At 71.4% G+C, this 20642-nt stretch carries 19 protein-coding genes; 12 read left to right on the top strand and 7 right to left on the bottom strand.

Annotated elements, in window-relative coordinates; genetic code table 11:
* Window positions 1–30 precede the first annotated feature (30 nt).
* The 8 genes from ACWDY5_RS11430 (at window position 31) to murQ (ending at window position 10241) form a co-directional block, all read left to right on the top strand.
* Window positions 31–1329 carry an ABC transporter substrate-binding protein gene (locus ACWDY5_RS11430; RefSeq protein ID WP_449722134.1) on the top strand — a complete coding sequence of 433 codons (1299 nt, stop codon included), beginning with the start codon at window positions 31–33 and terminating at the stop codon, window positions 1327–1329.
* Window positions 1326–2162, top strand: a complete 837-nt coding sequence (locus ACWDY5_RS11425) for a carbohydrate ABC transporter permease (protein WP_449722133.1) — start codon at window positions 1326–1328, stop codon at window positions 2160–2162. Before ACWDY5_RS11430 ends, ACWDY5_RS11425 begins: the two co-directional genes overlap by 4 nt.
* Window positions 2159–3013, top strand: a complete 855-nt coding sequence (locus tag ACWDY5_RS11420) for a carbohydrate ABC transporter permease (protein ID WP_449722132.1) — start codon at window positions 2159–2161, stop codon at window positions 3011–3013. Before ACWDY5_RS11425 ends, ACWDY5_RS11420 begins: the two co-directional genes overlap by 4 nt.
* Before the next feature lie 164 nt (window positions 3014–3177).
* A complete protein-coding gene (locus tag ACWDY5_RS11415) occupies window positions 3178–4896 on the top strand; it encodes a glycoside hydrolase family 3 protein (RefSeq protein ID WP_449722297.1) in 1719 nt (572 codons plus the stop codon).
* A gap of 17 nt (window positions 4897–4913) precedes the next feature.
* Window positions 4914–6182, top strand: coding sequence for an exo-beta-N-acetylmuramidase NamZ family protein (locus ACWDY5_RS11410; protein WP_449722296.1), 1269 nt, complete (start codon window positions 4914–4916; stop codon window positions 6180–6182).
* Window positions 6183–6191: 9 nt separating this feature from the next.
* The gene (locus tag ACWDY5_RS11405) at window positions 6192–7931 is read left to right on the top strand and encodes a serine hydrolase domain-containing protein (protein ID WP_449722131.1); all 1740 of its coding nucleotides are present in this window, start codon (window positions 6192–6194) and stop codon (window positions 7929–7931) included.
* A gap of 445 nt (window positions 7932–8376) precedes the next feature.
* Window positions 8377–9312 carry a MurR/RpiR family transcriptional regulator gene (locus tag ACWDY5_RS11400; protein WP_252486285.1) on the top strand — a complete coding sequence of 312 codons (936 nt, stop codon included), beginning with the start codon at window positions 8377–8379 and terminating at the stop codon, window positions 9310–9312.
* Window positions 9309–10241 (top strand): N-acetylmuramic acid 6-phosphate etherase, encoded by a 933-nt coding sequence (murQ, locus tag ACWDY5_RS11395; RefSeq protein ID WP_449722130.1) that lies wholly within the window; start codon window positions 9309–9311, stop codon window positions 10239–10241. The genes ACWDY5_RS11400 and murQ overlap by 4 nt, the downstream gene beginning before the upstream one ends.
* Window positions 10242–10256: 15 nt before the next feature.
* Here the strand turns inward: murQ and ACWDY5_RS11390 are convergent, their stop codons facing one another.
* Entirely contained in the window at window positions 10257–11012 is a 756-nt protein-coding gene (locus tag ACWDY5_RS11390; RefSeq protein ID WP_449722129.1) for an oxidoreductase, read from the bottom strand.
* A 113-nt stretch (window positions 11013–11125) separates the two neighbouring features.
* Between ACWDY5_RS11390 and ACWDY5_RS11385 the strand changes: the two genes are divergently transcribed.
* Entirely contained in the window at window positions 11126–11731 is a 606-nt protein-coding gene (locus ACWDY5_RS11385) for a GNAT family N-acetyltransferase (RefSeq protein WP_449722295.1), read from the top strand.
* A gap of 131 nt (window positions 11732–11862) precedes the next feature.
* On the top strand, window positions 11863–13854 hold the full coding sequence (gene acs, locus ACWDY5_RS11380; protein WP_449722128.1) for an acetate--CoA ligase: 1992 nt from the start codon (window positions 11863–11865) through the stop codon (window positions 13852–13854).
* A gap of 52 nt (window positions 13855–13906) precedes the next feature.
* On the opposite strand, the gene ACWDY5_RS11375 is transcribed toward acs, so the two are convergent.
* Window positions 13907–14611: a hypothetical protein gene (locus ACWDY5_RS11375; protein WP_449722127.1), complete on the bottom strand. Its 705-nt coding sequence runs from the start codon at window positions 14609–14611 to the stop codon at window positions 13907–13909.
* Window positions 14612–14702: 91 nt separating this feature from the next.
* On the bottom strand, window positions 14703–15497 hold the full coding sequence (locus ACWDY5_RS11370; RefSeq protein WP_449722126.1) for a sulfite exporter TauE/SafE family protein: 795 nt from the start codon (window positions 15495–15497) through the stop codon (window positions 14703–14705).
* Window positions 15498–15659: 162 nt separating this feature from the next.
* Between ACWDY5_RS11370 and nhaA the strand changes: the two genes are divergently transcribed.
* Window positions 15660–16868: a Na+/H+ antiporter NhaA gene (nhaA, locus tag ACWDY5_RS11365; protein WP_449722125.1), complete on the top strand. Its 1209-nt coding sequence runs from the start codon at window positions 15660–15662 to the stop codon at window positions 16866–16868.
* Window positions 16869–16884: 16 nt separating this feature from the next.
* Window positions 16885–17394 carry a phage holin family protein gene (locus ACWDY5_RS11360; protein WP_449722294.1) on the top strand — a complete coding sequence of 170 codons (510 nt, stop codon included), beginning with the start codon at window positions 16885–16887 and terminating at the stop codon, window positions 17392–17394.
* Here ACWDY5_RS11360 and ACWDY5_RS11355 read toward each other — a convergent pair whose 3' ends face one another.
* From ACWDY5_RS11355 to nth, 4 genes are read right to left on the bottom strand one after another with little or no spacing between them, the layout of a single operon-like run.
* The gene (locus ACWDY5_RS11355; RefSeq protein ID WP_449722124.1) at window positions 17395–18579 is read right to left on the bottom strand and encodes a MarP family serine protease; all 1185 of its coding nucleotides are present in this window, start codon (window positions 18577–18579) and stop codon (window positions 17395–17397) included.
* Complete coding sequence (locus tag ACWDY5_RS11350; protein ID WP_449722123.1) at window positions 18576–19280, bottom strand: NUDIX hydrolase; 705 nt, start codon at window positions 19278–19280, stop codon at window positions 18576–18578. The genes ACWDY5_RS11355 and ACWDY5_RS11350 overlap by 4 nt, the downstream gene beginning before the upstream one ends.
* Entirely contained in the window at window positions 19277–19900 is a 624-nt protein-coding gene (locus tag ACWDY5_RS11345) for a TlpA family protein disulfide reductase (protein WP_449722122.1), read from the bottom strand. The genes ACWDY5_RS11350 and ACWDY5_RS11345 overlap by 4 nt, the downstream gene beginning before the upstream one ends.
* Window positions 19897–20613, bottom strand: a complete 717-nt coding sequence (gene nth / locus ACWDY5_RS11340) for an endonuclease III (protein WP_449722293.1) — start codon at window positions 20611–20613, stop codon at window positions 19897–19899. The genes ACWDY5_RS11345 and nth overlap by 4 nt, the downstream gene beginning before the upstream one ends.
* Between the last annotated feature and the right edge of the window lie 29 nt (window positions 20614–20642).

The following is a 20642-nucleotide window of genomic DNA, read 5'->3' as shown; positions in this document are numbered from 1 at the left end:
GCCACGACAGGCGGGACTGGGGGAGGCGGTATGCGGTCGGTGCGCGGGATCGGCGCCCTGTTCGCGGTGCTGCTCGTGCTGTGCGCCTGCGCGCCTGGCGTGCCTGAGGCGACCGCGCCCACCGACGCCCGGCCGGCGAGTCCGGACCAGTTGCGCGGGGTGGAGCTGGACTACCTGTACTTCACCGACGGGGCCGATGAGATCGCCACCCGGCAAACGATTGAGAAGTTCGAGGTGGCCACCGGCGCGCGGGTGAACCTGCAACTGGTCGCCTACGCCGATCTGGAACGCACGCTGCAGGCGCGGATCTCCGGCGGCAACGCCCCCGATGTGGCGCGCACCCAGGACCTCAACCCCTACCGCGCGGACCTGCTCGATCTGCGGCCCTACCTGGCCGATCCGACCTTCCCCGAGGCGTTCCTGCCCGATGCCACCCGTGCGGTGCGCGGTCCTGGCGGGGAGTTCTTCGGGGCGCCCAGCGATCTGACGTTGAACGGGCCGTTCGTCAACCTGGACCTGTTCGCCAAGGCCGGGGTGCCGGTGCCGGAGCGGTGGACCTGGACCGAGCTGGTGGACGCGGCGGAGAAGGTGCGCAAGGCGACCGGCACGCCGTATGCGATCGCGATGGACAAGTCGGGGCACCGCCTTTCCACCATGCTCAGCCAGTTCGGCACCACCTTCTTCGACCTGGACGGCCGTCCCGCGCTGGCGGTGGAGCGGGCGGCGGAGGCGTTGAAGCTGTTCGCCGAGCTGCATGCCAGGGGTTCGATGCCGACGGACTTCTGGCTGGAGTCCGGCACCAGGTACAAGGGCGCCAACGAGATCTTCCTCGCCCAGCACGCCCCGGTGTACCTGTCGGGGAACTGGCAGGTCAGCCAGTTCGCCAAGAACAGCCAGTTCCGCTGGGCGGCGGCGCCGAACCCGTGCGCGGCGCGCTGCGGCGGCTTCCCCGGCGGGAAGTTCATGGTCTCGTTCAAGCAGGCCAAGCATCCGGCGGCGGCGGTGGCGTTCATCGAGTGGATGAACGGGGCGCAGCGGCAGCGGGAGCTGGCGGCCAAGGCCCAGTTCCTGCCCACCCGCAAGGACCTGGTGACCCCGGGGATCAGCTATCCGGAGCGGGTGGACGACATGCGGGTCTTCCTGGCCGAGGCGAAACTGGTGCCGGCGGAGGCGTACACGACGAACTCCTCGGCGGCGTTCGTGCGCACGGCGAACGCGTTGCGGGACGAGGTCGGCAAGATGCTGGCCGGGCGGAGCTCGCCGGATGACGCGGCGCGGACCGTGCGCCTGGTGAGCGAGCAAGCGTATGCGGAGGTCAGTGGGCGGTGACCGGGCGGCGGGTCGGGTGGGGGCAGCGGCTCGCGCCGTACCTGTTCCTGCTGCCGAACCTGCTGATCTTCGGGGTCTTCACCATCTACCCGGCGCTGAACAGCGTCAACATCAGCTTCTACGACAGCCGCAACGGCCGCACCTTCCGACCGGTGGGCCTGGAGAACTACCGGCGGCTGCTCTCCGATGAGCAGTTCTGGGCCGCGGTGCAGAACACGGTGGTGTTCGTGCTGGCCTACGTGCTGATCTCGGTGCTGGCCGCGCTGGGGCTGGCGGTGCTGCTCAACCGGCGGCTGCGCGGCAAGGGGTTCTTCCGGGCCACCTTCTTCCTGCCGATGGTGCTCTCCCCGGTGGTGGTCGGCCTGGTGTGGGGCTGGCTGCTGGAGGGGCGCGGCTGGCTGGTCGACCCGGTGCTGGCGATGGTCGCCGCGGTCGGTGTCGGGGTGTGGATCCACCTGGGCTTCTACACGTTGATCCTGCTGGCCGGGTTGCAGGCGATCGATCCGCACCTGCACGAGGCGGCCGCGCTGGACGGGGCCGGGGCGTGGCAGCGGTTCCGGCTGCTCACGGTGCCGTTGTTGCGGCCGACCACGCTGGTGGTGCTGGTGCTGGCCACCATCGCCGGGTTCCAGTCCTTCGACTTCCTGTACAGCCTCACCGGCGGTGGTCCGCTGGGCGCGACCACGCTGATCGTGCAGTACATCTACCAGCGCGGGTTCGAGCCGCCGGTGAGCTATGGGCTGGCCTCGGCGGGGTCGGTGCTGTTGTTCCTGGTGATCTTGCTGGTCACGCTGGTGCAGTTCGGGCTGGCCCGGCGCAGGGAGGCGGTGTGAGCAGGCCGCGCTGGACCGGGGTGGGCGCCCGGCCGGCGCCGGCGGTGGGGCGGGTGTTCGCCTACGCGGGGCTGGTCGCGCTGGCGCTGGTGGTGCTGGCGCCGGTGGTGTGGACGGTGTTGTCCTCGTTCAAGACCAGCACCGAGCTGGCGTTGCGGCCGCCGCGGCTGCTGCCGGAAAGCTTCCGGCCGGACAACTACGTGGACGCGCTGGGGCGCTTCAACTTCGTCATCTACCTGCGCAACAGCGTGCTGGTCACGGTGGCGGCGACGGTGCTGACGCTGGTGGTCAACACGATGGCGGCCTACGCGCTGGCCAAGTACAACTTCCGCGGCCGGACCACGCTGTTCCTGGTCATCCTGGGCACGATCATGGTGCCGTTGCAGGTCATCTTCATCCCGGTCTACCAGGTGGTGGCCGATCTGGGGCTGGTGAACTCGTTGTGGGGCCTGATCATCCCGGCGGTGGCCACGCCGACCGGGGTGTTCCTGCTGCGGCAGTACATGCTGACCATCCCGGACGAGCTGATCGAGGCGGCGCGCATCGACGGGGCCGGGGAGCTGCGGATCTTCCTGCGAGTGGTGCTGCCGCTGTGCCGCCCGGCGCTGGCGGTGGTGGCGATCTTCTCGGTGGTGTGGCGGTGGAACGACTTCCTGTGGCCGCTGGTGGTGGCCCAGGACGAGCACACGTACACCTTGCAGGTGGCGCTGGCGCGCTTCGCCGCGGAGGAGGTGATCCCGGTCAACCTGATCTTGGCGATGAGTGTGGTGACAATGGCACCCGTGTTGGTGGTTTTCCTGTTGATGCAGCGGCAAATCGTGCAGGGCATCGCGCAGACCGGGTTCAAATGAGGCCGTACGGGCGTTGACCCGTCCAGATCACGTCAGTAACTTGCAGGCAATCCAGTCCTTTTTGTGAAGAGTTTCCCAAACTCGATCTGACCAGGGAGGCAACGGTGCACCAGGTACGCCGGCCCCTCGCGGCGGCGCTGTCGGCGCTGACCGCGGTCACCGTCATGGGGGTCTTCCCCGCGAGCGCGGCACCGGACTCGGCGCAGGCCACCGGGGAACAGGCCGCGGCGGCGCGGATGCGCGGCATGTCCCTGGAGGAGAAGGTCGGGCAGCTCTTCGTCACCTATGCCTACGGACCGAACGCGGACTCGCCGCACCCGAAGAACCGGACCGAGTTCGGCGTGGACACGCCCGCGGAGGTGGTGCGCAAGTACCACCTGGGCGGAGTCATCTACTTCAACTGGACGGACAGCTTCGTCAACCCGAAGCAGGTCGCCGCGCTGTCCAACGGGTTGCAGCGGGCGGCGATGAGCAGCGGGGCGCGGCTGCCGCTGCTGATCTCCACCGACCAGGAACAGGGTGTGGTCACCCGCCTCAGCTCCCCGGCGACGCTGTTCCCCGGCAGCATGGCGCTGGGCGCGACCAGGGACACCGAGCTGGCCAGGCAGGCCGCCGCGATCACCGGCCGGGAGCTGCGCGCGGTCGGCATCAACCAGAACTTCGCGCCGGATGCCGACGTCAACGTCAACCCGGCCAACCCGGTGATCGGGGTGCGCAGCTTCTCCAGCGACCCGAAGCTCGTCTCGCAACAGGTGACCGCGCAGGTCAAGGGCTACCAACAGGGCAGGCTCGGGCAGAACGTCTCGGCCACGGTGAAGCACTTCCCCGGCCACGGCGACACCAACCAGGACAGCCACTACGTGCTGCCGGAGATCAACCACACCCCGGAGCAGTGGGCCGCGCTGGACGCGCCACCGTTCCAGGCCGCGATCAAGGCCGGCGTGGACTCGATCATGAGCGCGCACATCGTGACGCCGAAGCTGGACGACTCGGGTGAGCCGGCCACGCTGTCGAAGAAGATGCTCACCGACACCCTGCGCGGCAAGCTCGGCTACCGCGGCGTGATCATCACCGACTCGCTGCAGATGGAGGCGGTGCGGCTCAAGCACCCGGACGCCGAGATCCCGGTGATGGCGCTCAAGGCGGGCGTGGACGTGCTGCTGATGCCGAAGAACCTGGACGTGGCGATCAACGCGGTGCTCAAGGCCGTGCGCAGCGGGGAGATCAGCGAGCGGCGGATCGAGGAGAGCCTGCTGCGGGTGCTGCTGCTCAAGCTCAAGCGCGGCGCGCTGACCCATCCGCTGGTGGATGAGTCCAAGGTGGACTCGATCGTGGGCATCCCCGAGCACCTGGCCACCGCGCAGCGGGTCACCGACCGCACGGTGACCGCGGTGCGCAACGAGGCGAACCTGCTGCCGCTGACGGCCAAGCCGGGCAAGGTGCTGGTCACCGGCTGGAGCACGGCGAACGCGCTCGCGCCGCGGCTGGCCGCGCGCGGGGTGACGCCGACGGTGCAGGTCACCGGGGAGAAGCCGACCGAGGCGACCATCGCCAAGGCGGTGGCCGCCGCCGAGGGCCAGGACCTGATCGTGGTGCTGACCAACCGGGCGACCACCGACGCGCAGCAGCGGGAGCTGGTCAAACGCCTTGCCGCGACCGGGAAGCCGGTGGTCGGGGTGGCCGTGCGGGACCCGTACGACGTGGCCATCGAGGACGCCAAGACCTGGCTGACCACCTACTCCACCACCGCGGTGTCGATGGAGTCGCTGACCAAGGTGCTCTTCGGTGAGCTCGCGCCCAGCGGCAAGCTGCCGGTGAGCGTGCCGGTGGTCGGCAACCCGGCGCAGACCAAGTACCCGTTCGGTTTCGGCCTCAGCTGGTGACGGGAGAAGACTCCACAATGGACGGTGTGAGCAGACGCGGTTTCTTAGCCGCCTCGGCCCTGTCGGTACCGCTGCTGACCGCCGGATCCGCGCTGGCCGAGCCCGAGGGCGGCGGCCGGGGGCGGGTGCGGACCGGGGCGGACCGGTTGGCCGACAACGACTTCGCCCAGCTGAAGGGGCGCAGGGTCGGGGTGGTGACCAACCCGACCGGGGTGCTCTCCGACGGGCTCGGGCACCTGGTGGACGCCATGGTGACCTCGGGTTCGGTGAACCTGGTCGGCGTGTTCGGCCCCGAGCACGGTTTCCGCGGCACCGCGCAGGCCGGTGGCTCCGAGGGCGAGTACGACGATCCGCGCACCGGGGTCCGGGTCTACGACGCCTACGGGGCGACCGCGGTGAAGCTGGCCGAGATGTACCGCAAGGCCAACGTCGAGGTGGTGGTCTTCGACATCACCGACGTGGGCGTGCGGTTCTACACCTACATCTGGATGCTCTACACCGCGATGCACGCCGCCGTGCTCACCGGCGCGGCGGTGCTGGTGCTGGACCGGCCCAACCCGATCGGCGGCCAGGCGCACGGCCCGCAGCTGGACCCGAAGCACGCCTCCGGGGTGGGCCGCAAGCCGATCGCGCTGCGGCACGGCATGACCATGGGCGAGCTGGCCCGGCTGTACAACGACACCTTCCTGCCCGCCGAGACCGGCAAGCGAGTCGAGCAGCTCGACGTCGTGCAGGTGCGGAACTGGCGGCGGGAGACCCTGTTCGCCGGCACCGGGCTGCCCTGGGTGCCGCCGAGCCCGAACATGCCCACGCCGGAGACCGCGCTGGTCTACCCGGGCACCTGCCTGTTCGAGGGCACGCTGCTCTCCGAGGGCAGGGGCACCACGCGGCCGTTCGAGACCATCGGCCTGCCCAAGATCGACTGGAAGTGGGCGGAGGCGCTCAACGCGCTGGGACTCAAGGGCGTGACGTTCCGCGAGAACTACTTCGTGCCCACCTTCAACAAGCACGTCAACGTCAGCTGCGGCGGCGTGCAGCTGATCATCACCGATCCGCGCGCCTTCGACCCGATCCGGGCCGGGGTGGCCATGATCGTGGAGGCCAAGCGGCTGTACCCGGGGCTGTTCGGCTGGCGGCCGGACAACTTCATCCACAAGCTCTGGGGCACCGAGCGGCTCAAGGACATGGTCGACCGCGGCGCGGGCACCGCGGAGATCGTCGGCTCCTACGCGCAGGAGCAGGCCGAGTTCCGCAAGCACCGCGCCCAGTACCTGCTCTACCGCTGAGGGAGATCCATGCGTCGCCGGATGATCGTGCCCGCGCTGCTGCTCACGCTGCTCACCGCGGGTCTACCGGCCTCGGCCGGGCCGGTGGGCGACAGTGGCGGGGTGTCCGGCCGCTTCGACCGCCCGCACCCGGGCTTCGCGCTCGCCTGGACCACCCTGCGCGAGTCCACTCCGGACCGCGCGGGGCTGGACCCGGCGCCGATCAACGCCGCGCTGGCGAAGATCAAGGGCTGGACGCAGCCGCAGGGCGCGGCGAAACCGCTGTTCGCGGGCGCGGTGACGCTGCTGGCGCACGACGGGCGGATCGTCACCAGGACCGCCACCGGCCAGGCGCTGCGCTACGCCGACGGCGCCGGGACCGAGCTGCCGCCCGAGCAGCAGGCGCCGATGCGCACCGACACCATCTTCGACCTGGCCTCGATCTCCAAGCTGTTCACCTCGATCGTGGTGATGCAGCAGGTCGAGGCAGGCCGGGTGGACCTCTCCCGCACGGTGGCCGGCTACCTGCCCGAGTTCGCGGCCAACGGCAAGGCCGCGATCACGGTCGAGCAGCTGCTCACGCACACCTCGGGGCTGCCGCCGTTCCTGCCGCTGTGGCGGGACCACCCGGACAAGCCGAGCCGGATCCTGGGCGCGCTCACCGCGAAGCTCCAGCAGCCGCCCGGCAAGGCCTACATCTACTCCGACCTGAACCTCATCGCCCTCGGCGTGCTGGTGGAGAAGGTCACCGGCGACCCCCTCGATGTGCTGGTGCGCAAGGGGGTCACCGGGCCGCTGGGCATGCGGGACACCGGCTACAACCCGGCGGCCAAGGACCGCACCGCGGCCACGGAGTTCATGACCGTGCCGGCCCGCGGCATGGTGCGCGGTGAGGTGCACGACGAGAACGCCTGGTCCCTCGGCGGGATCGCCGGGCACGCCGGGGTGTTCGGCACCGCCGATGACCTCGCGGTGCTGGGCCAGGCCATCCTCAACGGCGGGACCTACCGGGGGCACCGGATCCTGCGCGAGCGCACGCTGCGGCAGATGATGACCAACCACAACACCGGCTTCCCGGACAACGCGCACGGCCTGGGCTTCGAGCTGGACCAGCGCTGGTACATGGAAGGCCTGTCCAGCCCGCGCACCGCGGGGCACACCGGGTTCACCGGCACCTCGCTGGTCATCGACCCGGTGTCCCGGTCGGTGGCGGTGCTGCTGTCCAACCGGGTGCACCCCTCGCGGGCCTGGGGTTCGAACAACCCGGCCCGCCGCGCGCTGGCCCAGGGCTTCGCCCAGTCGCTGGCGGTCAAGCCCAGGCACGGCGCGGAGGCCTGGTTCGCCGCGGTCAACGAGGAGCAGTCCGCCGAGCTGCGCAGCCCGGCGCTTTACCAGCGCGGCCCGGCCCGGCTGGGCTTCAGCGCGTTCGTCGACACCGAGGCCACCGACCGGCTGACCGTGGAGGCCAGCGTGGACGGCGGGGCGAGCTGGCAGCCGCTGAGCCTGACCGCGAGCGGCCCCGGCGCGCCGGAGACGGCGGTGACCGCGCTGGCCGGTTCGGGCCACCGGGCCTGGTGGCGGATTTCCGCCACGCTGCCCGAGGCCGCCTCGGTGACCCTGCGCTGGCGCTACGCCAGCGACAAGCAGTACACCGGCCGGGGCGTGTTCCTGGACGGCATCCGGGTCAGCGACCACCGGGGCCTGCTGCTGGACGGCGAACGGCACCCCGAACAGCTCTCCGCGCGGGGCTGGACCGCGGTCAGCCGATGACGATGTGGTGAAGCACTCACCACCCTCCCGGCCCCGTCCGCACCGGGCACAACACGTACCGGTGTCGGAACGGGTTCGGGCACGTCAACCCCCGGTCCCGGGGGCGACACCGAGGCGTAACGATTCGGAGTCACGAACGGCCTAATCCGGTTGGCCGACTACTCCGAACGGAGTCCGGCGGGGCATTGTGTGCACCAAGCCGATGATCTTGGCAGACTTAAGGAAGATCTGACATTCCAGGGCCCGGTCAGCAGGCCTGACCTGCGACTGAACATGAATCCGCGATGTCGTTCGATCGAAGGACATCGGTGACATTTTGCCCTTTTTCAGTTACCGAAAGTTCTTCCTCAACATCCCGCAGTAACGGGGTTACAGTGGGTTGAGACGGCAGGAAGACACCAGATGACCTGTTGATTCTCCGCCTAACTGTTAGTAAGTTTCCGACATGGCCTCTTCCCTTGGCTCGGCCCCGGACATCGCTGACGCGAGTCCGTTGGTACGGATCCGCTCCCTGTTCCCGGGTCTCGCACGGGCCGAGCAGCGAGTGGCCCAGGTGGTGCTCGGCGATCCCGCCGTGGTCGCGCACCGCTCCATCACGGAGGTCGCTGAGGCCGCGGGCACCAGCGAGACCACCGTCACCCGCTTCTGCAAGGCCATCGGCGTCGGCGGCTACCCGGACCTGCGCATAGCGCTGGCCGCGGACACCGCGCGCACTGCGGCCCGCGCCGACCGGGACCTCGGCAGCGACATCGGCCAGGGCGACGACCTGCGCCAAGTGGTCAGCAAGGTCTCCTTCGCCGACGCCCGCGCGGTCGAGGAGACCGCGGACCAGCTGGACGTGGTCGAGCTGGAGAAGGTCGTGGAGGCGATGTCGGCCGCCGGCCGGGTGGACGTCTACGGCGTGGGCGCCAGCGCCTTCGTCGCGATGGACCTGCAGCAGAAGCTGCACCGGATCGGCCGGATCAGCTTCGCCTGGAGCGACACGCACATAGCGCTGACCTCGGCCGCGGTGCTGTCCAAGGGCGATGTGGCGGTGGGCATCTCGCACTCCGGCGCCACCGCGGACACCGTGGAGGCGCTGCGGGTGGCCCGGGGCCGGGGCGCGACCACGGTCGCGCTGACCAACTTCCCGCGCTCGCCGATCGCCGAGGTCGCCGACTACGTGCTGACCACCGCGGCCAGGGAGACCACCTTCCGCTCCGGGGCGACCGCGAGCCGGATCGCCCAGCTCACCGTGATCGACTGCCTGTTCGTCGGGGTGGCCCAGCGCCACCACGAGTCGGCCACGGCCGCCCTGGAGGTCACCTTCGAGGCGGTCAGCGGTCACCGGCTCGGGCCGCGCCCGGACGGCAGGCGCCGTCAGCGGGAGACCGGCAAATGAGCTTTCCCGCGCCGCGCCCCTCGGTCCGGGTGGACTCGCCCACGGAGCGCCGCAACCCCCGCACGCTCGAACTTGACCAGCTGCCCACGGTGGACGTGCTGCGCATGATCAACGCCGAGGACCAGCTCGTGCCCGGCGCGGTCGCGGAGGTGCTGCCGGAGCTGGCCAGGGCGGTGGACTTCGCGGTGGAGGCGCTGCGCTCGGGCGGCCGGGTGCACTACGTGGGCGCGGGCACCTCGGGCAGGCTGGCCACGCTGGACGCGGCCGAGCTGGTGCCCACCTTCAGCACCCCGCCGGACTGGTTCATGGCCCACCACGCCGGCGGTGTGGCCGCGCTGCGGCAGGCGGTCGAGGACGCCGAGGACAACGTGGCGGCCGGGGCCGCGGTGATCGAGGAACACGCCTCCCCCAAGGACTTCGTGCTCGGCCTGGCTGCCTCCGGCCGCACCCCGTTCGTGCTCTCCGCACTGGCCGCGGCCCGGCGGCTGGGCGCGCGCACCGGGCTGGTCTCGGCCAACCCGGCGGCGATCGCCGGGGTGGACGTGGACGTGCGGCTGGCCGTGGACACCGGGCCAGAGGCCATCGCGGGCTCCACCAGGATGAAGGCGGGCACCGCGCAGAAGCTGGTGCTGACCGCCTTCTCCACCGCGGTGATGGTGCGGCTGGGCCGGACCTACTCGAACCTGATGGTCAGCATGAAGGCCACCAACGCCAAGCTGCGCGGCCGTTCGCTGGTCATCCTCGGCGAGGCGACCGGGCTGGACGAGAAGACCTGTTCGGCGGCGCTGCTGGCCGCCGACGGCGAGGTGAAGACCGCGCTGGTGTGCCTGCTCTCCGGGGTGGACACCGCGGCGGCCAACCAGGCGCTGCGCGCCAGCAGCGGGCACGTCCGGCACGCGCTGGACAGCCTGCGAGCGGCCACCGCGTAACGCCGGGGCCGCGGCTTAGTCGGCCGCGGCCGCCTCGGCGATCGAGGTGGCTTCCTTGGCGCCGGCTTCCAGGGCCTGGCAGCAGTGCACGATCCAGGCCGCGACCCCGTCCGGCTCGCCGGAGGCGAAACCGCGGGCAGCGGCCAGGTAGGCCTCCTGGTGCCGCATCCAGGACACCTCGGGCACGCCGAGGCCCTTCATGTCCAGGCCGGTGGCGATGCAGGTGAGCCGGGCGGCCGCGCGCGCGATCACGCCGTTGGCCTCGGCGAAGGGCACCAGGGTGAGCAGCTCGCCGTGCACCACCGCGGCGACCACCGGGCCGGGCACCTTGCTGCCGCCCGCCACCAGCTGGGCCAGCAGGTCCAGCCGGGCGGTGACCGCGGGGTCGGCGGTGGGGCGGCCCAGCAGCTCCGGGTCGGAGCCCGGCACCAGGTCGGTGGCGGCCAGCACGTGCATCCGGGCCAGCGCCTGCAGCGGGGCGCGCTGCCAGGTGGTCAGCAGCAGGCCGACGGACTCGGCCACCCGCAGCGAACCGGCCAGCACCGGGTCGCTCACCTCGCCCGCGGCCGGGATCTCCGCGCTGCCGCCGTCCAGCACGGCCGAGGCCCTGGCCGCGCGCACGGAGGCCTCGGCGGCCGTGGTGGGCCAGCCGCGCCGGTTGGCCGGGTGCCGGTGCACCTCGGCGATGGCGAACCGCGAGGACTCCACCGCCTCGGCCACGCCGGGCAGTTCGAGCAGTGGACGCAACGGATCGGTGGCGAGCGGACTCACGACGGCGGAGCGTACCCGGCTGAGCCGACAACTCGAATTGGCCTGCCAGAATCGCTTCCTGGTGGCCGTTTTGCAGGCCACTGCGGGCTCCTACCGTCGATCACGTGGACAACATCGACTGGTGGCGCCAACCGACCCTGACCGGCAACCACGTGCGCCTGGAACCGCTGACCCTGGAGCACGCGCCCGGCTTGCACGCCGCGGGCCGCGACCCCGCGGTGTGGACGCACCTGTCCGCGCGCTGGCCCAGCGACCTGGCCGCCACCACCGCCTACATCGAGAGCCACCTGGCCGCCCAGGCCGACGGCGACCGCCTGGTCTACGCGCAGATCGCGCTGCCCACCGGCCGGGTCGCCGGGGTCACCTCCTACTACGAGATCACCCCCGCGCACCGGGCGCTGGCCATCGGGCACACCTGGATCGGCACGGACTTCCAGCGCACCGCGCTGAACACCGAGGCCAAGCTGCTGCTGCTGGGCCGGGCCTTCGAGCAGCTGGCCGCGCTGCGGGTGGTGTGGCACACCGACGTGCGCAACGAGCGCTCCCAGCGCGCGATCGAACGCCTTGGCGCGCAACGGGAGGGTCTGCTCCGGCAGCACCGGATCCGGCCGGACGGGACCTTGCGCGACACCGTGCAGTACTCGATGCTCGCCGGAGAGTGGCCGGACGCGCGGGCGGCGCTGCGCAAGCGGCTCGCCGACGCGCCCGCGACCGTCTGACTAGCCACTCTTTTGAGTGAGCATGGCTGGAGTGGTCTATACCTTTGCAGGGGGAGGGCTACTCGCGGGTGACGGCGGACACTACCGTTTGCCCCGCAGCCAGCACCGACGATGCAGGGAGGGCGCACGCGATGACCCCGCCTAGCGGCGACGCAGGATCGAGCAACACCTTGGACAACCTGCTCACCGAAAGCAGGACGTTCCCGCCAAGCGACGAGTTCGCCGCCCAGGCCAACGCCACGCCCGCCCTGTACGAGCAGGCGGCGGCGGACCGGGAGGCGTTCTGGGCCGAGCAGGCCCAGCGGCTGCACTGGCACACGCCGTTCACCAAGGTCCTCGACTGGTCGAACGCGCCGTTCGCGCAGTGGTTCACCGGCGGCAAGATCAACGTCGCCTACAACTGCGTGGACCGGCACGTGGAGTCCGGGCACGGCGAGCAGGTCGCCATCCACTGGGAGGGCGAGCCCGGCGACACCCGCACCATCACCTACGCCAACCTCAAGGACGAGGTCAGCAAGGCGGCCAACGCGCTGGCCTCGCTCGGCCTGGTGGCGGGCGACCGGGTGGCCATCTACATGCCGATGGTGCCCGAGGCGATCTTCGCCATGCTCGCCTGCGCCCGCCTCGGCCTGACCCACAGCGTGGTCTTCGGCGGCTTCTCCGCCGAGGCGCTGCGCTCCCGGATCGAGGACGCCTCGGCCCGCCTGGTGATCACCACCGACGGCCAGTACCGGCGGGGCAACCCGGCCGCGCTCAAGCCGGCCGTGGACGAGGCGGTGGCCAGCAACCCCAGCGTGGAGCACGTGCTGGTGGTGCGCCGCACCGGTTCGGAGATCGACTGGACGCAGGACCGCGACCTGTGGTGGCACGAGCTGGTGGACGGCCAGTCCGCCGAGCACACCGCGGAGGCCTTCGACGCCGAGCACCCGCTCTACATCCTCTACACCTCGGGCACCACCGGTAAGCCCAAGGGCATCCTGCACACCTCGGGTGGCTACCTCACCCAGGCCGCCTACACCCACCGCAACGTCTTCGACCTCAAGCCGGACACCGACGTCTACTGGTGCACCGCGGACATCGGCTGGGTGACCGGGCACTCCTACATCGTCTACGGGCCGCTGGCCAACCGCGCGACCCAGGTGGTCTACGAGGGCACGCCGAACACCCCGCACGAGGGCCGCCACTGGGAGATCGTGCAGAAGTACGGGGTGTCGATCTACTACACCGCCCCGACGCTGATCCGCACCTTCATGAAGTGGGGCGCGGACATCCCGGCCAAGTACGACCTGTCCTCGCTGCGCGTGCTGGGCAGCGTCGGCGAGCCGATCAACCCCGAGGCCTGGATGTGGTACCGGGAGCACGTGGGCGGCAACAAGGCGCCGATCGTGGACACCTGGTGGCAGACCGAGACCGGCGCGATCATGATCTCCCCGCTGCCCGGGGTGACCAGCACCAAGCCCGGTTCGGCGATGGGCCCGCTGCCCGGCATCGGCGCGAAGGTGGTCGACGACCAGGGCAACGAGGTCGGCAAGGGTGGCGGCGGCTACCTGGTGCTGGACCAGCCGTGGCCGGCCATGCTGCGCGGGATCTGGGGCGACGAGCAGCGCTTCCGGGAGACCTACTGGTCGCGCTTCGAGTCCCAGGGCTTCTACTTCGCCGGTGACGGCGCCAAGTACGACGCCGACGGCGCGATCTGGCTGCTCGGCCGGGTGGACGACGTCATGAACGTCTCCGGCCACCGCATCTCCACCACCGAGGTGGAGTCGGCGCTGGTCTCGCACCCGACCGTGGCCGAGGCCGCGGTGGTGGGCGCGACCGACCCGACCACCGGCCAGGGCATCGTGGCCTTCGTGATCCTGCGCGGGGACGCCGTGGACGGCGGCGACGAGGCGGTGCAGGCGCTGCGCAACCACGTGGCCAAGGAGATCGGCCCGATCGCCAAGCCGCGGCAGATCATGGTCGTGCCGGAGCTGCCCAAGACCCGCTCCGGCAAGATCATGCGCCGCCTGCTGCGCGACGTGGCGGAGAACCGGCAGGTCGGCGACGTCACCACGCTGGCGGACTCCACGGTGATGAACCTGATCAGCGCGGGCCTGCAGAAGGGCTCATCCAGCGAGGACTGAGAAACGCCGAAGGCGCCGTTCCCCGGGCTGGGGAACGGCGCCTTCGCGCTGTTCAAGAGGACTGGTACGGCGCGGGCGGCTGGTAGCCGGGCGGGTACTGGCCGGGCTGCGGCTGCTGGTAGGCGGGCGGCGCCTGCGGCCCGGGCGGCGGGTAGCCGCCGGGCTGGGGCTGGTAGCCGGGCTGCGGCTGGTAACCGGGCTGGGGCTGGCCCCACTGCGGCTGCTGCGGCGGGTAGCCGGGCTGCTGGAACCCGGGCTGCGGCTGCTGGCCGGTCTGCGGGTAACCCTGCTGCGGCTGCGGGCCGGTCTGGGGGAAGCCCTGCTGCGGCTGGGGGCCGGTCTGCGGGTAGCCCTGCGGCGGGTAGCCGGGCTGCTGGCCGGGCTGCGGGTAGCCCTGCTGGTCCGGCGGCGGGAACCCGCCCTGGCCGGGCGCCGGGTAGGCGCCACCGGCGGCCGCTTCGGCCTTGAGCCGCTTGTTCTTGTTGACCACGAGCAGCGTCATCAGGCCACCGCCGAGGATCAGGATCGGGCCGATGATGGTCATCACCAGCCCGAAGGTCTGGTCGGACTCCTTCTGCTCGGCGTAGGTCCTGGTGGTCGTGGTGCGGCTGCGGCGGGCGGTGGTGGTGCAGGTGTCACCCGGCTTCATCACCTTGCTGCCGCAGGTGACCTCGGTCGCGTTCATCTCGCTGATCCCCACGATCAGCATGATGAACCCGATTCCCGCCACCACGACCCAGCGGACAATGCTCTTCATCTTGGTCTTCCCCAGTCACTCGCTCGCCCGGTCGAAGGAGTCGACGCAGCGGACCGCCCATCCGTTCCATCAAATCCGTCAGCCGCGCAGGCTAGCCCGAACGAGTGCACATCCGCCGGATATCCGGCCAAACTGTCCGAATCGAAACCAGCACCAACAGCCCGCCGAAGAGCAAATCGGACATTCTGGGATCAAGTGCCACCGAGACGAAGCTGGTGGCGACCGCGGTGGCCATGCCCGCGCCGCCGATCCAACCGGCGTCGCGCGGCGAGCCGTTGCCGTTGCGCAGGTTGCGCCAGGCGCCCAGCACCGAGGAGGGCAGCACCACCAGCAGCGAGGTGCCCTTGGCCATGGCCGAGCCGAGGCCGTAGCCCAGCTGCATCACCGGCACCATCGCGGTGCTGCCGCCGATGCCGGTCAGCCCGGCCAGCACGCCGATGGGCACGCCGATCGGGATGAGCAGGGACAGCGCGAGCAGGTCGTGCTCGACCTGGCCGGCGGCGATGCCGGGGCCGGTGAGGAAGCGGATCGCGGTGGCCAGCGCGAGCACCGCGTACAGCCAGCGCAGCAGGGCCAGCGGGAAGCGGTCCAGCAGCGCCGCGCCCAGCCAGGCGCCGATCATGGTGCCCAGCGCCAGCGGCACCGCGACGAAGACGTCCACCTCGCCCGCGGCCAGGTAGCCGACCGTGCCGGAGATGGCCAGCGGGCCGATGGCCATCACCGAGGTGCCCACGGCCTGCCGCTGGTCCCGGCCGCACAGCGCGGTCAGCGCGGGCACGATCACCATGCCGCCGCCGACCCCGAACAGCCCGGCGAGCACCCCGGCGGCCAGGCCGATGAAGATCAGCCGCAGGGGCTGCGGGCGCTCGGACTCCTTCGGTGGCACGTCCCGACCCTAGGCAGGCCGCACCGGCGCTGTCCTGGTGCTTTGGGTCACTTCGTTGTGCTAAGCACCTATGTTTCGCCCGGTCGTGGCGTTAAGATTCCATCAGGGTGTGCCGGGAAGTCTGGTCGGCGACAGTCTTAGTCGACCCCTCTGGAGCCGCCCGTGCTTGCTCGCCTGCCCCGCCCCAAGGCCGCCGCCGCCGAGTTCGCCCGCTACCTGCGCATCGAGACCGTCGGTGGTTTTGTGCTGCTGGCCGCCACCGCGATCGCCCTGCTGTGGGTCAACTCGCCGTGGGGCGAGTCCTTCCGGGCGCTGCGCGACTTCGAGCTCGGCCCCGAGTCGCTGCACCTGAACCTGACCGTGGGCGAGTGGGCCAAGGACGGGCTGCTCGCGCTGTTCTTCTTCGTGGTCGGCCTTGAGCTCAAGCGCGAACTGGTGGTGGGCGAGCTGGCCGACCTCCGCTCGGCGCTGCTGCCGGTGATCGCAGCGATGGGCGGCATGCTGGTGCCCGCCATGATCGCGCTGGCGGTCTCGGCCGGTTCGCCCGGCGCGGACTCGGCCTGGGCGATCCCGGTGGCCACCGACATCGCCTTCGCCCTCGGCGTGCTCGCGCTGACCGGCTCCGGCATGCCCAGCAGCGCGCGGATCTTCCTGCTCAGCCTGGCCGTGGTGGACGACCTCGGCGCCATCGCGGTGATCGCGATCGGGTTCACCGCCAAGTTCGACCTGCTCGCCTTCGGCGCGGCCCTGCTGCTCTGCGCGCTGTACGCCTTCTTGCAGCACAAGCGGATCCGCAGCTCCTGGCTGTACGTGCCGATCGGCCTGCTCACCTGGTACGCGGTGCACGCCTCCGGCATCCACGCCACCATCGCCGGGGTGGTGCTGGGCCTGCTCACCAGGGTCCGGCCCGACCCGTACGAGCGGGAGGCGCCCGCGCTGCGGCTGGAGCACCGGTTGCAGCCCTGGTCGGCCGGGCTGGCGGTGCCGGTGTTCGCGCTGTTCGCCGCCGGGGTGCCGATCGGTGCGGACGCGCTGCGGATGCTCACCCAGGACCCGATCGCGCTGGCGGTGATCGCCGGTCTGCTGGTGGGCAAGCTGCTGGGCATCTTCGGCTTCACCTACGTGGCGGTGAAGCTGAAGCTGGCCAGCAAGCCGGACGAGCTGACCTGGCGGGACATGGCCGCGGTGGCCATGCTCGGCGGGGTCGGGTTCACCGTGAGCCTGCTCATCGCCGAGCTGGCGCTGCCACCGGCCGAGGCCGAGGTGGCCAAGGCCGCGGTGCTGGTGGCCTCCGCGGCGGCCGCACTGCTGGCCGCGCTGATGCTGGTGCGCCGGAGCAAGGCACACCGGGACACGGAAACTGTGGACTGAGCGGGTGCATGGCAACATGTCGGGCGTGACCCGCGCCCAGCACAACGCCAGCGGCAGCAGCCCCGACGGCGCCGGGCTGCCGCCCGTCCCGTCCATCCCGCTGTCGGACTTCGAGTCCGCGCCAGGTGAGCAGTCGATCGGCGGCTTGGTCCGCGAGGCGACCACACACCTGTCGACACTGATCCGCAGCGAGCTGGAGCTCGCCAAGACCGAGCTGGGCGCGGAGGTGAAGAAGGGCGTCAAGGGCAGCGTGTACTTCATCCTCGCCCTGGCCGTGCTCGCCTTCAGCCTGTTCTTCCTGTTCTTCACCCTTGGCGAGCTGCTGTCGGTGTGGTTGCCGCGCTGGGGCGGGTTCGGCATCGTGTTCGTGCTGATGCTGGTCACCGCGGGCCTGTTCGGCTTCCTCGGCTACCGCAGGGTGCGCACCATCCGCGGCCCCAAGCGGACCATCGAGACGCTCAAGGACACCTCGCAGCTGCTCCCCCGCCGCGGTGGCGGCGCGGAGGAGCAGCAGCAGAGCGCCTGATCAGCGCGCGCAGGCCCCGGTGGAGACCCGCCGGGTCATGCTCGGCGCGTTCTTGACCTCGTCGGCGACCTCGTCCGCGGTGAGCACGAACCCGGTCTCCTGGTCGTCCACGGCCGCGCCGAAGACCACGCCGAGCACCCGGCCCTGCGGGTCGACCAGCGGGCCGCCGGAGTTGCCGCTGCGCACGGTGCCGCGCACGGTGTAGACGTCCCTGGTCACGGTGCGGGACTCGTAGATGTCCGGGCCGCGCAGCTGGATGCGGTCCCGCACGCGGGCCGCGGTGGCGGTGTACGGGCCGTCCAGCGGGTAGCCGAGCACGATGCCGTCCTGGCCGGACTTGGCGTCGGCGGGGGCGAAGGGCAGCGGCGCGGCGGTCAGGTCGGGCACGTCCAGCACGGCCAGGTCGGTCTGCGGGTCGTAGTGCACCACGGTGGCGTCGAACTGCCCGCGCCCGACCTCCACGGCCACCGTGTCCGCGCCGGCGACCACGTGCGCGTTGGTCATCACCCGGCCGCGGGCGACCACGAACCCGGTGCCCTCCAGCGCCCTGGAGCAGGACGAGGCCTGCGCCCTGACCTTGAGCACGCTGGCCTGGACCTGCTTGGCCACCGGGCTGTTGCCCAGCGCGGCGTCCGCGGGGCCGACGTCGGTGCGCGGGGTGGTGCTGAACGGGTCGAGCATGGTCGGGAAGCCGGAGACGTTGAGCAGCCGCCGCAGCTCGCCGGAGAGGTCCTTGCCCGCCTGCGGCATCACCTCGTCCACGGTGCCCAGCACGGCCGAGCCCTTGACCGCCGAGGACAGGCCGGGCAGGCCGGCCACCGAGGTCAGCGGCACCGCGAGCAGCCAGGCCACCACGAAGACCACCGCGCCCTGGGTGATCGCGCCCAGGGTGTTGTCCAGCCAGACGATCCGGGACTGGTGGATCTTCTCCCGCAGTGGCCGCCCGATCAGCACGCCCAGGGTCTCGCCGAGCACCGCGAGCAGCACGATCACCGCGACCAGCACCACCACCCGCACGGTGACGTTGGTGAACTGGGCGACCACGATCGGCGCCAGCACCAGGCCGAGCAGCGCCCCGCCGAGCGCGCCCAGGATCGCGGGCGCGGCGATGATCACGCCCTGCCTGGCCCCGGACAGCGCCGCGACGAGTGCCAGCAGCAGCACCAGGAGGTCGACCCAGTTCACGCGCTCTCCTCGCCTGCCAGCTGCTCGACGGCCCGCCAGGACGCCTCAAGGTCTCTGACGTCCTTCTCGTCCCACGGTTGCTCCCAGCCGGCCAGCTTGATGACCCCGGCGAGCAGTCCGGCGGTGAAACCCCAGACCAGCATGCCCGGCACGGCGAAGGCGGGGCCGAGCCAGCCGGAGGAGTGCCGGACCCGGAACCGGTTGGCCGGGTCGGCCAGGTAGGCGATGGGCACCCTGGCCACCGCGGCGGTCTCGCCGAAGTCCACCGGGGCGACCGGGCCGGGCTTCTCCCAGTGCCCGAGCACCGAGGTGACCATGAACCCGCTGGGCGTGATGTAGAGCTCGGGCAGCAGCGCGACCGGGCGCACGCTCTCCGGCAGCACCCCGGCCTCCTCCTGGGCCTCGCGCAGCGCCGCCTCGACCACATCGGCGTCGGTGGGGTCGACCGCGCCGCCGGGGAAGCTGACCTGGCCGGGGTGGGAGTTGAGGCCGTCCGCGCGGCGGATGAGCAGCACGTCGGGGCCCGCGCCGGGGTGTTCCTCGCCGAGCAGGATCAGCACCGCGGCCTTGCGCACGTCCGGGCCGGCCTTGGGGTTGAACCGGGTGAACGCCGAGTGGTCGATCTCCGCGGTGGTCTTGACCAGCGGGGCGAGCCAGTCGGGCAGCTCGGCCGGGTCGACAAGTGGTCCGTGGGTACTCACGCGCCCCCCAGGTTGTCGGCGACCGCCTTGCGCACCTGCTCGGCCGAGGTGAACAGCAGCGGGTCGGTGATTCTGCGGATCTCGCCGTCCGGGCGCACCAGGTAGGTGGCCGGCAGCACCGGCGGCAGCTTGAGCGCGGCGGCCGCGGTCCCGTCCGCGTCGGCCACCGAGGGCAGCCGGACGTTGAGCGCGGCCAGCAGCTCCAGCCCGGCGGCCCGGCCGTCGTTGCGCATCTGCAGCCCGAGCACCGGCACCGCGCCCTCGCCTGCCGCGTACTCGGCCAGCACGGGCAGTTCGTCGCGGCACGGGGTGCACCAGGTGGCCCACACGTTGACCAGGGTGGCCTTGCCGCTGAGGGCGTGGCCGAGGTCGGTGACGCCCTCCTGGCCCAGGCAGGGCACCCGGACGCCGGAGAGCTGCGCGACCACGCCGTCGGTGGGTCCGGGCTGTGGGCAGGGCGCGAGCTGGGCCTTGGCCCGCAGCGGGGCCAGGTCGGGCTCGGCCGCCGTGGTCCGCTCGGCGCCTGCCGGCGGGACCTCGGGGTTTCGGGGCCACAGCGCGATGACCGCGGCCACCGCCAGCACCACGATCAGCACGAACCACCGCACCCGGGGGATCACCGAGCGGCACCAGCCTTCCGGCGCGGCGCCCGCTCCCGCTCGGCCAGGGCCAGCAGGTGCGGCGCCTCCGGGCCCTTGACCAGCTCGGCGGCCTTGACCGGGTCCAGCTCGCCCTCGCCGTAGGAAGGGCACTCCTTGGCCAGGAAGCAGGCCCCGCAGGCGGGTTTGCGGGCGTGGCAGACGCGGCGGCCGTGGAAGATGATCCAGTGCGAGAGCATGGTCCACTCCTTGCGCGGGACCAGCTCGCCGATGATCTTCTCGACCTTCACCGGATCAGTCTCGGTGGTCCAGCCCCAGCGGCGCACCAGCCGGCCGAAGTGGGTGTCCACGGTGATGCCGGGCACCCCGAAGGCGTTGCCCAGGATGACGTTGGCGGTCTTGCGGCCCACCCCGGGCAGCTGAACGAGGTCGACCAGCCGCTTGGGCACCTGACCAGCGTGTTTCTCCACCAGCGCGGCGCCCAGACCCATGATCGAGGCGGCCTTGTTGCGGAAGAAGCCGGTGGGCCGGATGTACTCCTCCAGCTCCGCGCGGTCCGCGCCCGCGTAGTCCGCCGCGGTGCGGTACTTGGCGAACAGGGCGGGCGTGACCTCGTTCACCCGCTTGTCCGTGCACTGGGCGGACAGGATGGTGGCCACGGCCAGTTCCAGCGGGTTGGTGAAGTCGAGCTCGCAGTGCGCGTCCGGATACCCCTCGGCGAGCGCCCGCACCATGCGCCGCACTCGTCGCACCAACGCCAGCC

This window comes from Crossiella sp. NPDC003009 (assembly GCF_053591555.1).
Note: the sequence above shows the minus strand (reverse complement) of the source record. Positions and strands in the feature narration are given on the sequence as shown.

Bases quoted from the DNA above. Each gene is read 5' to 3' on its own strand.
- ACWDY5_RS11430 (WP_449722134.1), top strand. From the start codon at position 31: ATGCGGTCGGTGCGCGGGATCGGCGCCCTGTTCGCGGTGCTGCTCGTG.
- ACWDY5_RS11415 (WP_449722297.1), top strand. From the start codon at position 3,178: ATGGGGGTCTTCCCCGCGAGCGCGGCACCGGACTCGGCGCAGGCCACC.
- ACWDY5_RS11410 (WP_449722296.1), top strand. From the start codon at position 4,914: ATGGACGGTGTGAGCAGACGCGGTTTCTTAGCCGCCTCGGCCCTGTCG.
- ACWDY5_RS11405 (WP_449722131.1), top strand. From the start codon at position 6,192: ATGCGTCGCCGGATGATCGTGCCCGCGCTGCTGCTCACGCTGCTCACC.
- ACWDY5_RS11400 (WP_252486285.1), top strand. From the start codon at position 8,377: ATGGCCTCTTCCCTTGGCTCGGCCCCGGACATCGCTGACGCGAGTCCG.
- murQ (WP_449722130.1), top strand. From the start codon at position 9,309: ATGAGCTTTCCCGCGCCGCGCCCCTCGGTCCGGGTGGACTCGCCCACG.
- acs (WP_449722128.1), top strand. From the start codon at position 11,863: ATGACCCCGCCTAGCGGCGACGCAGGATCGAGCAACACCTTGGACAAC.
- ACWDY5_RS11375 (WP_449722127.1), bottom strand. From the start codon at position 14,611: ATGAAGAGCATTGTCCGCTGGGTCGTGGTGGCGGGAATCGGGTTCATC.
- ACWDY5_RS11360 (WP_449722294.1), top strand. From the start codon at position 16,885: ATGTCGGGCGTGACCCGCGCCCAGCACAACGCCAGCGGCAGCAGCCCC.
- nth (WP_449722293.1), bottom strand. From the start codon at position 20,613: ATGGTGCGGGCGCTCGCCGAGGGGTATCCGGACGCGCACTGCGAGCTC.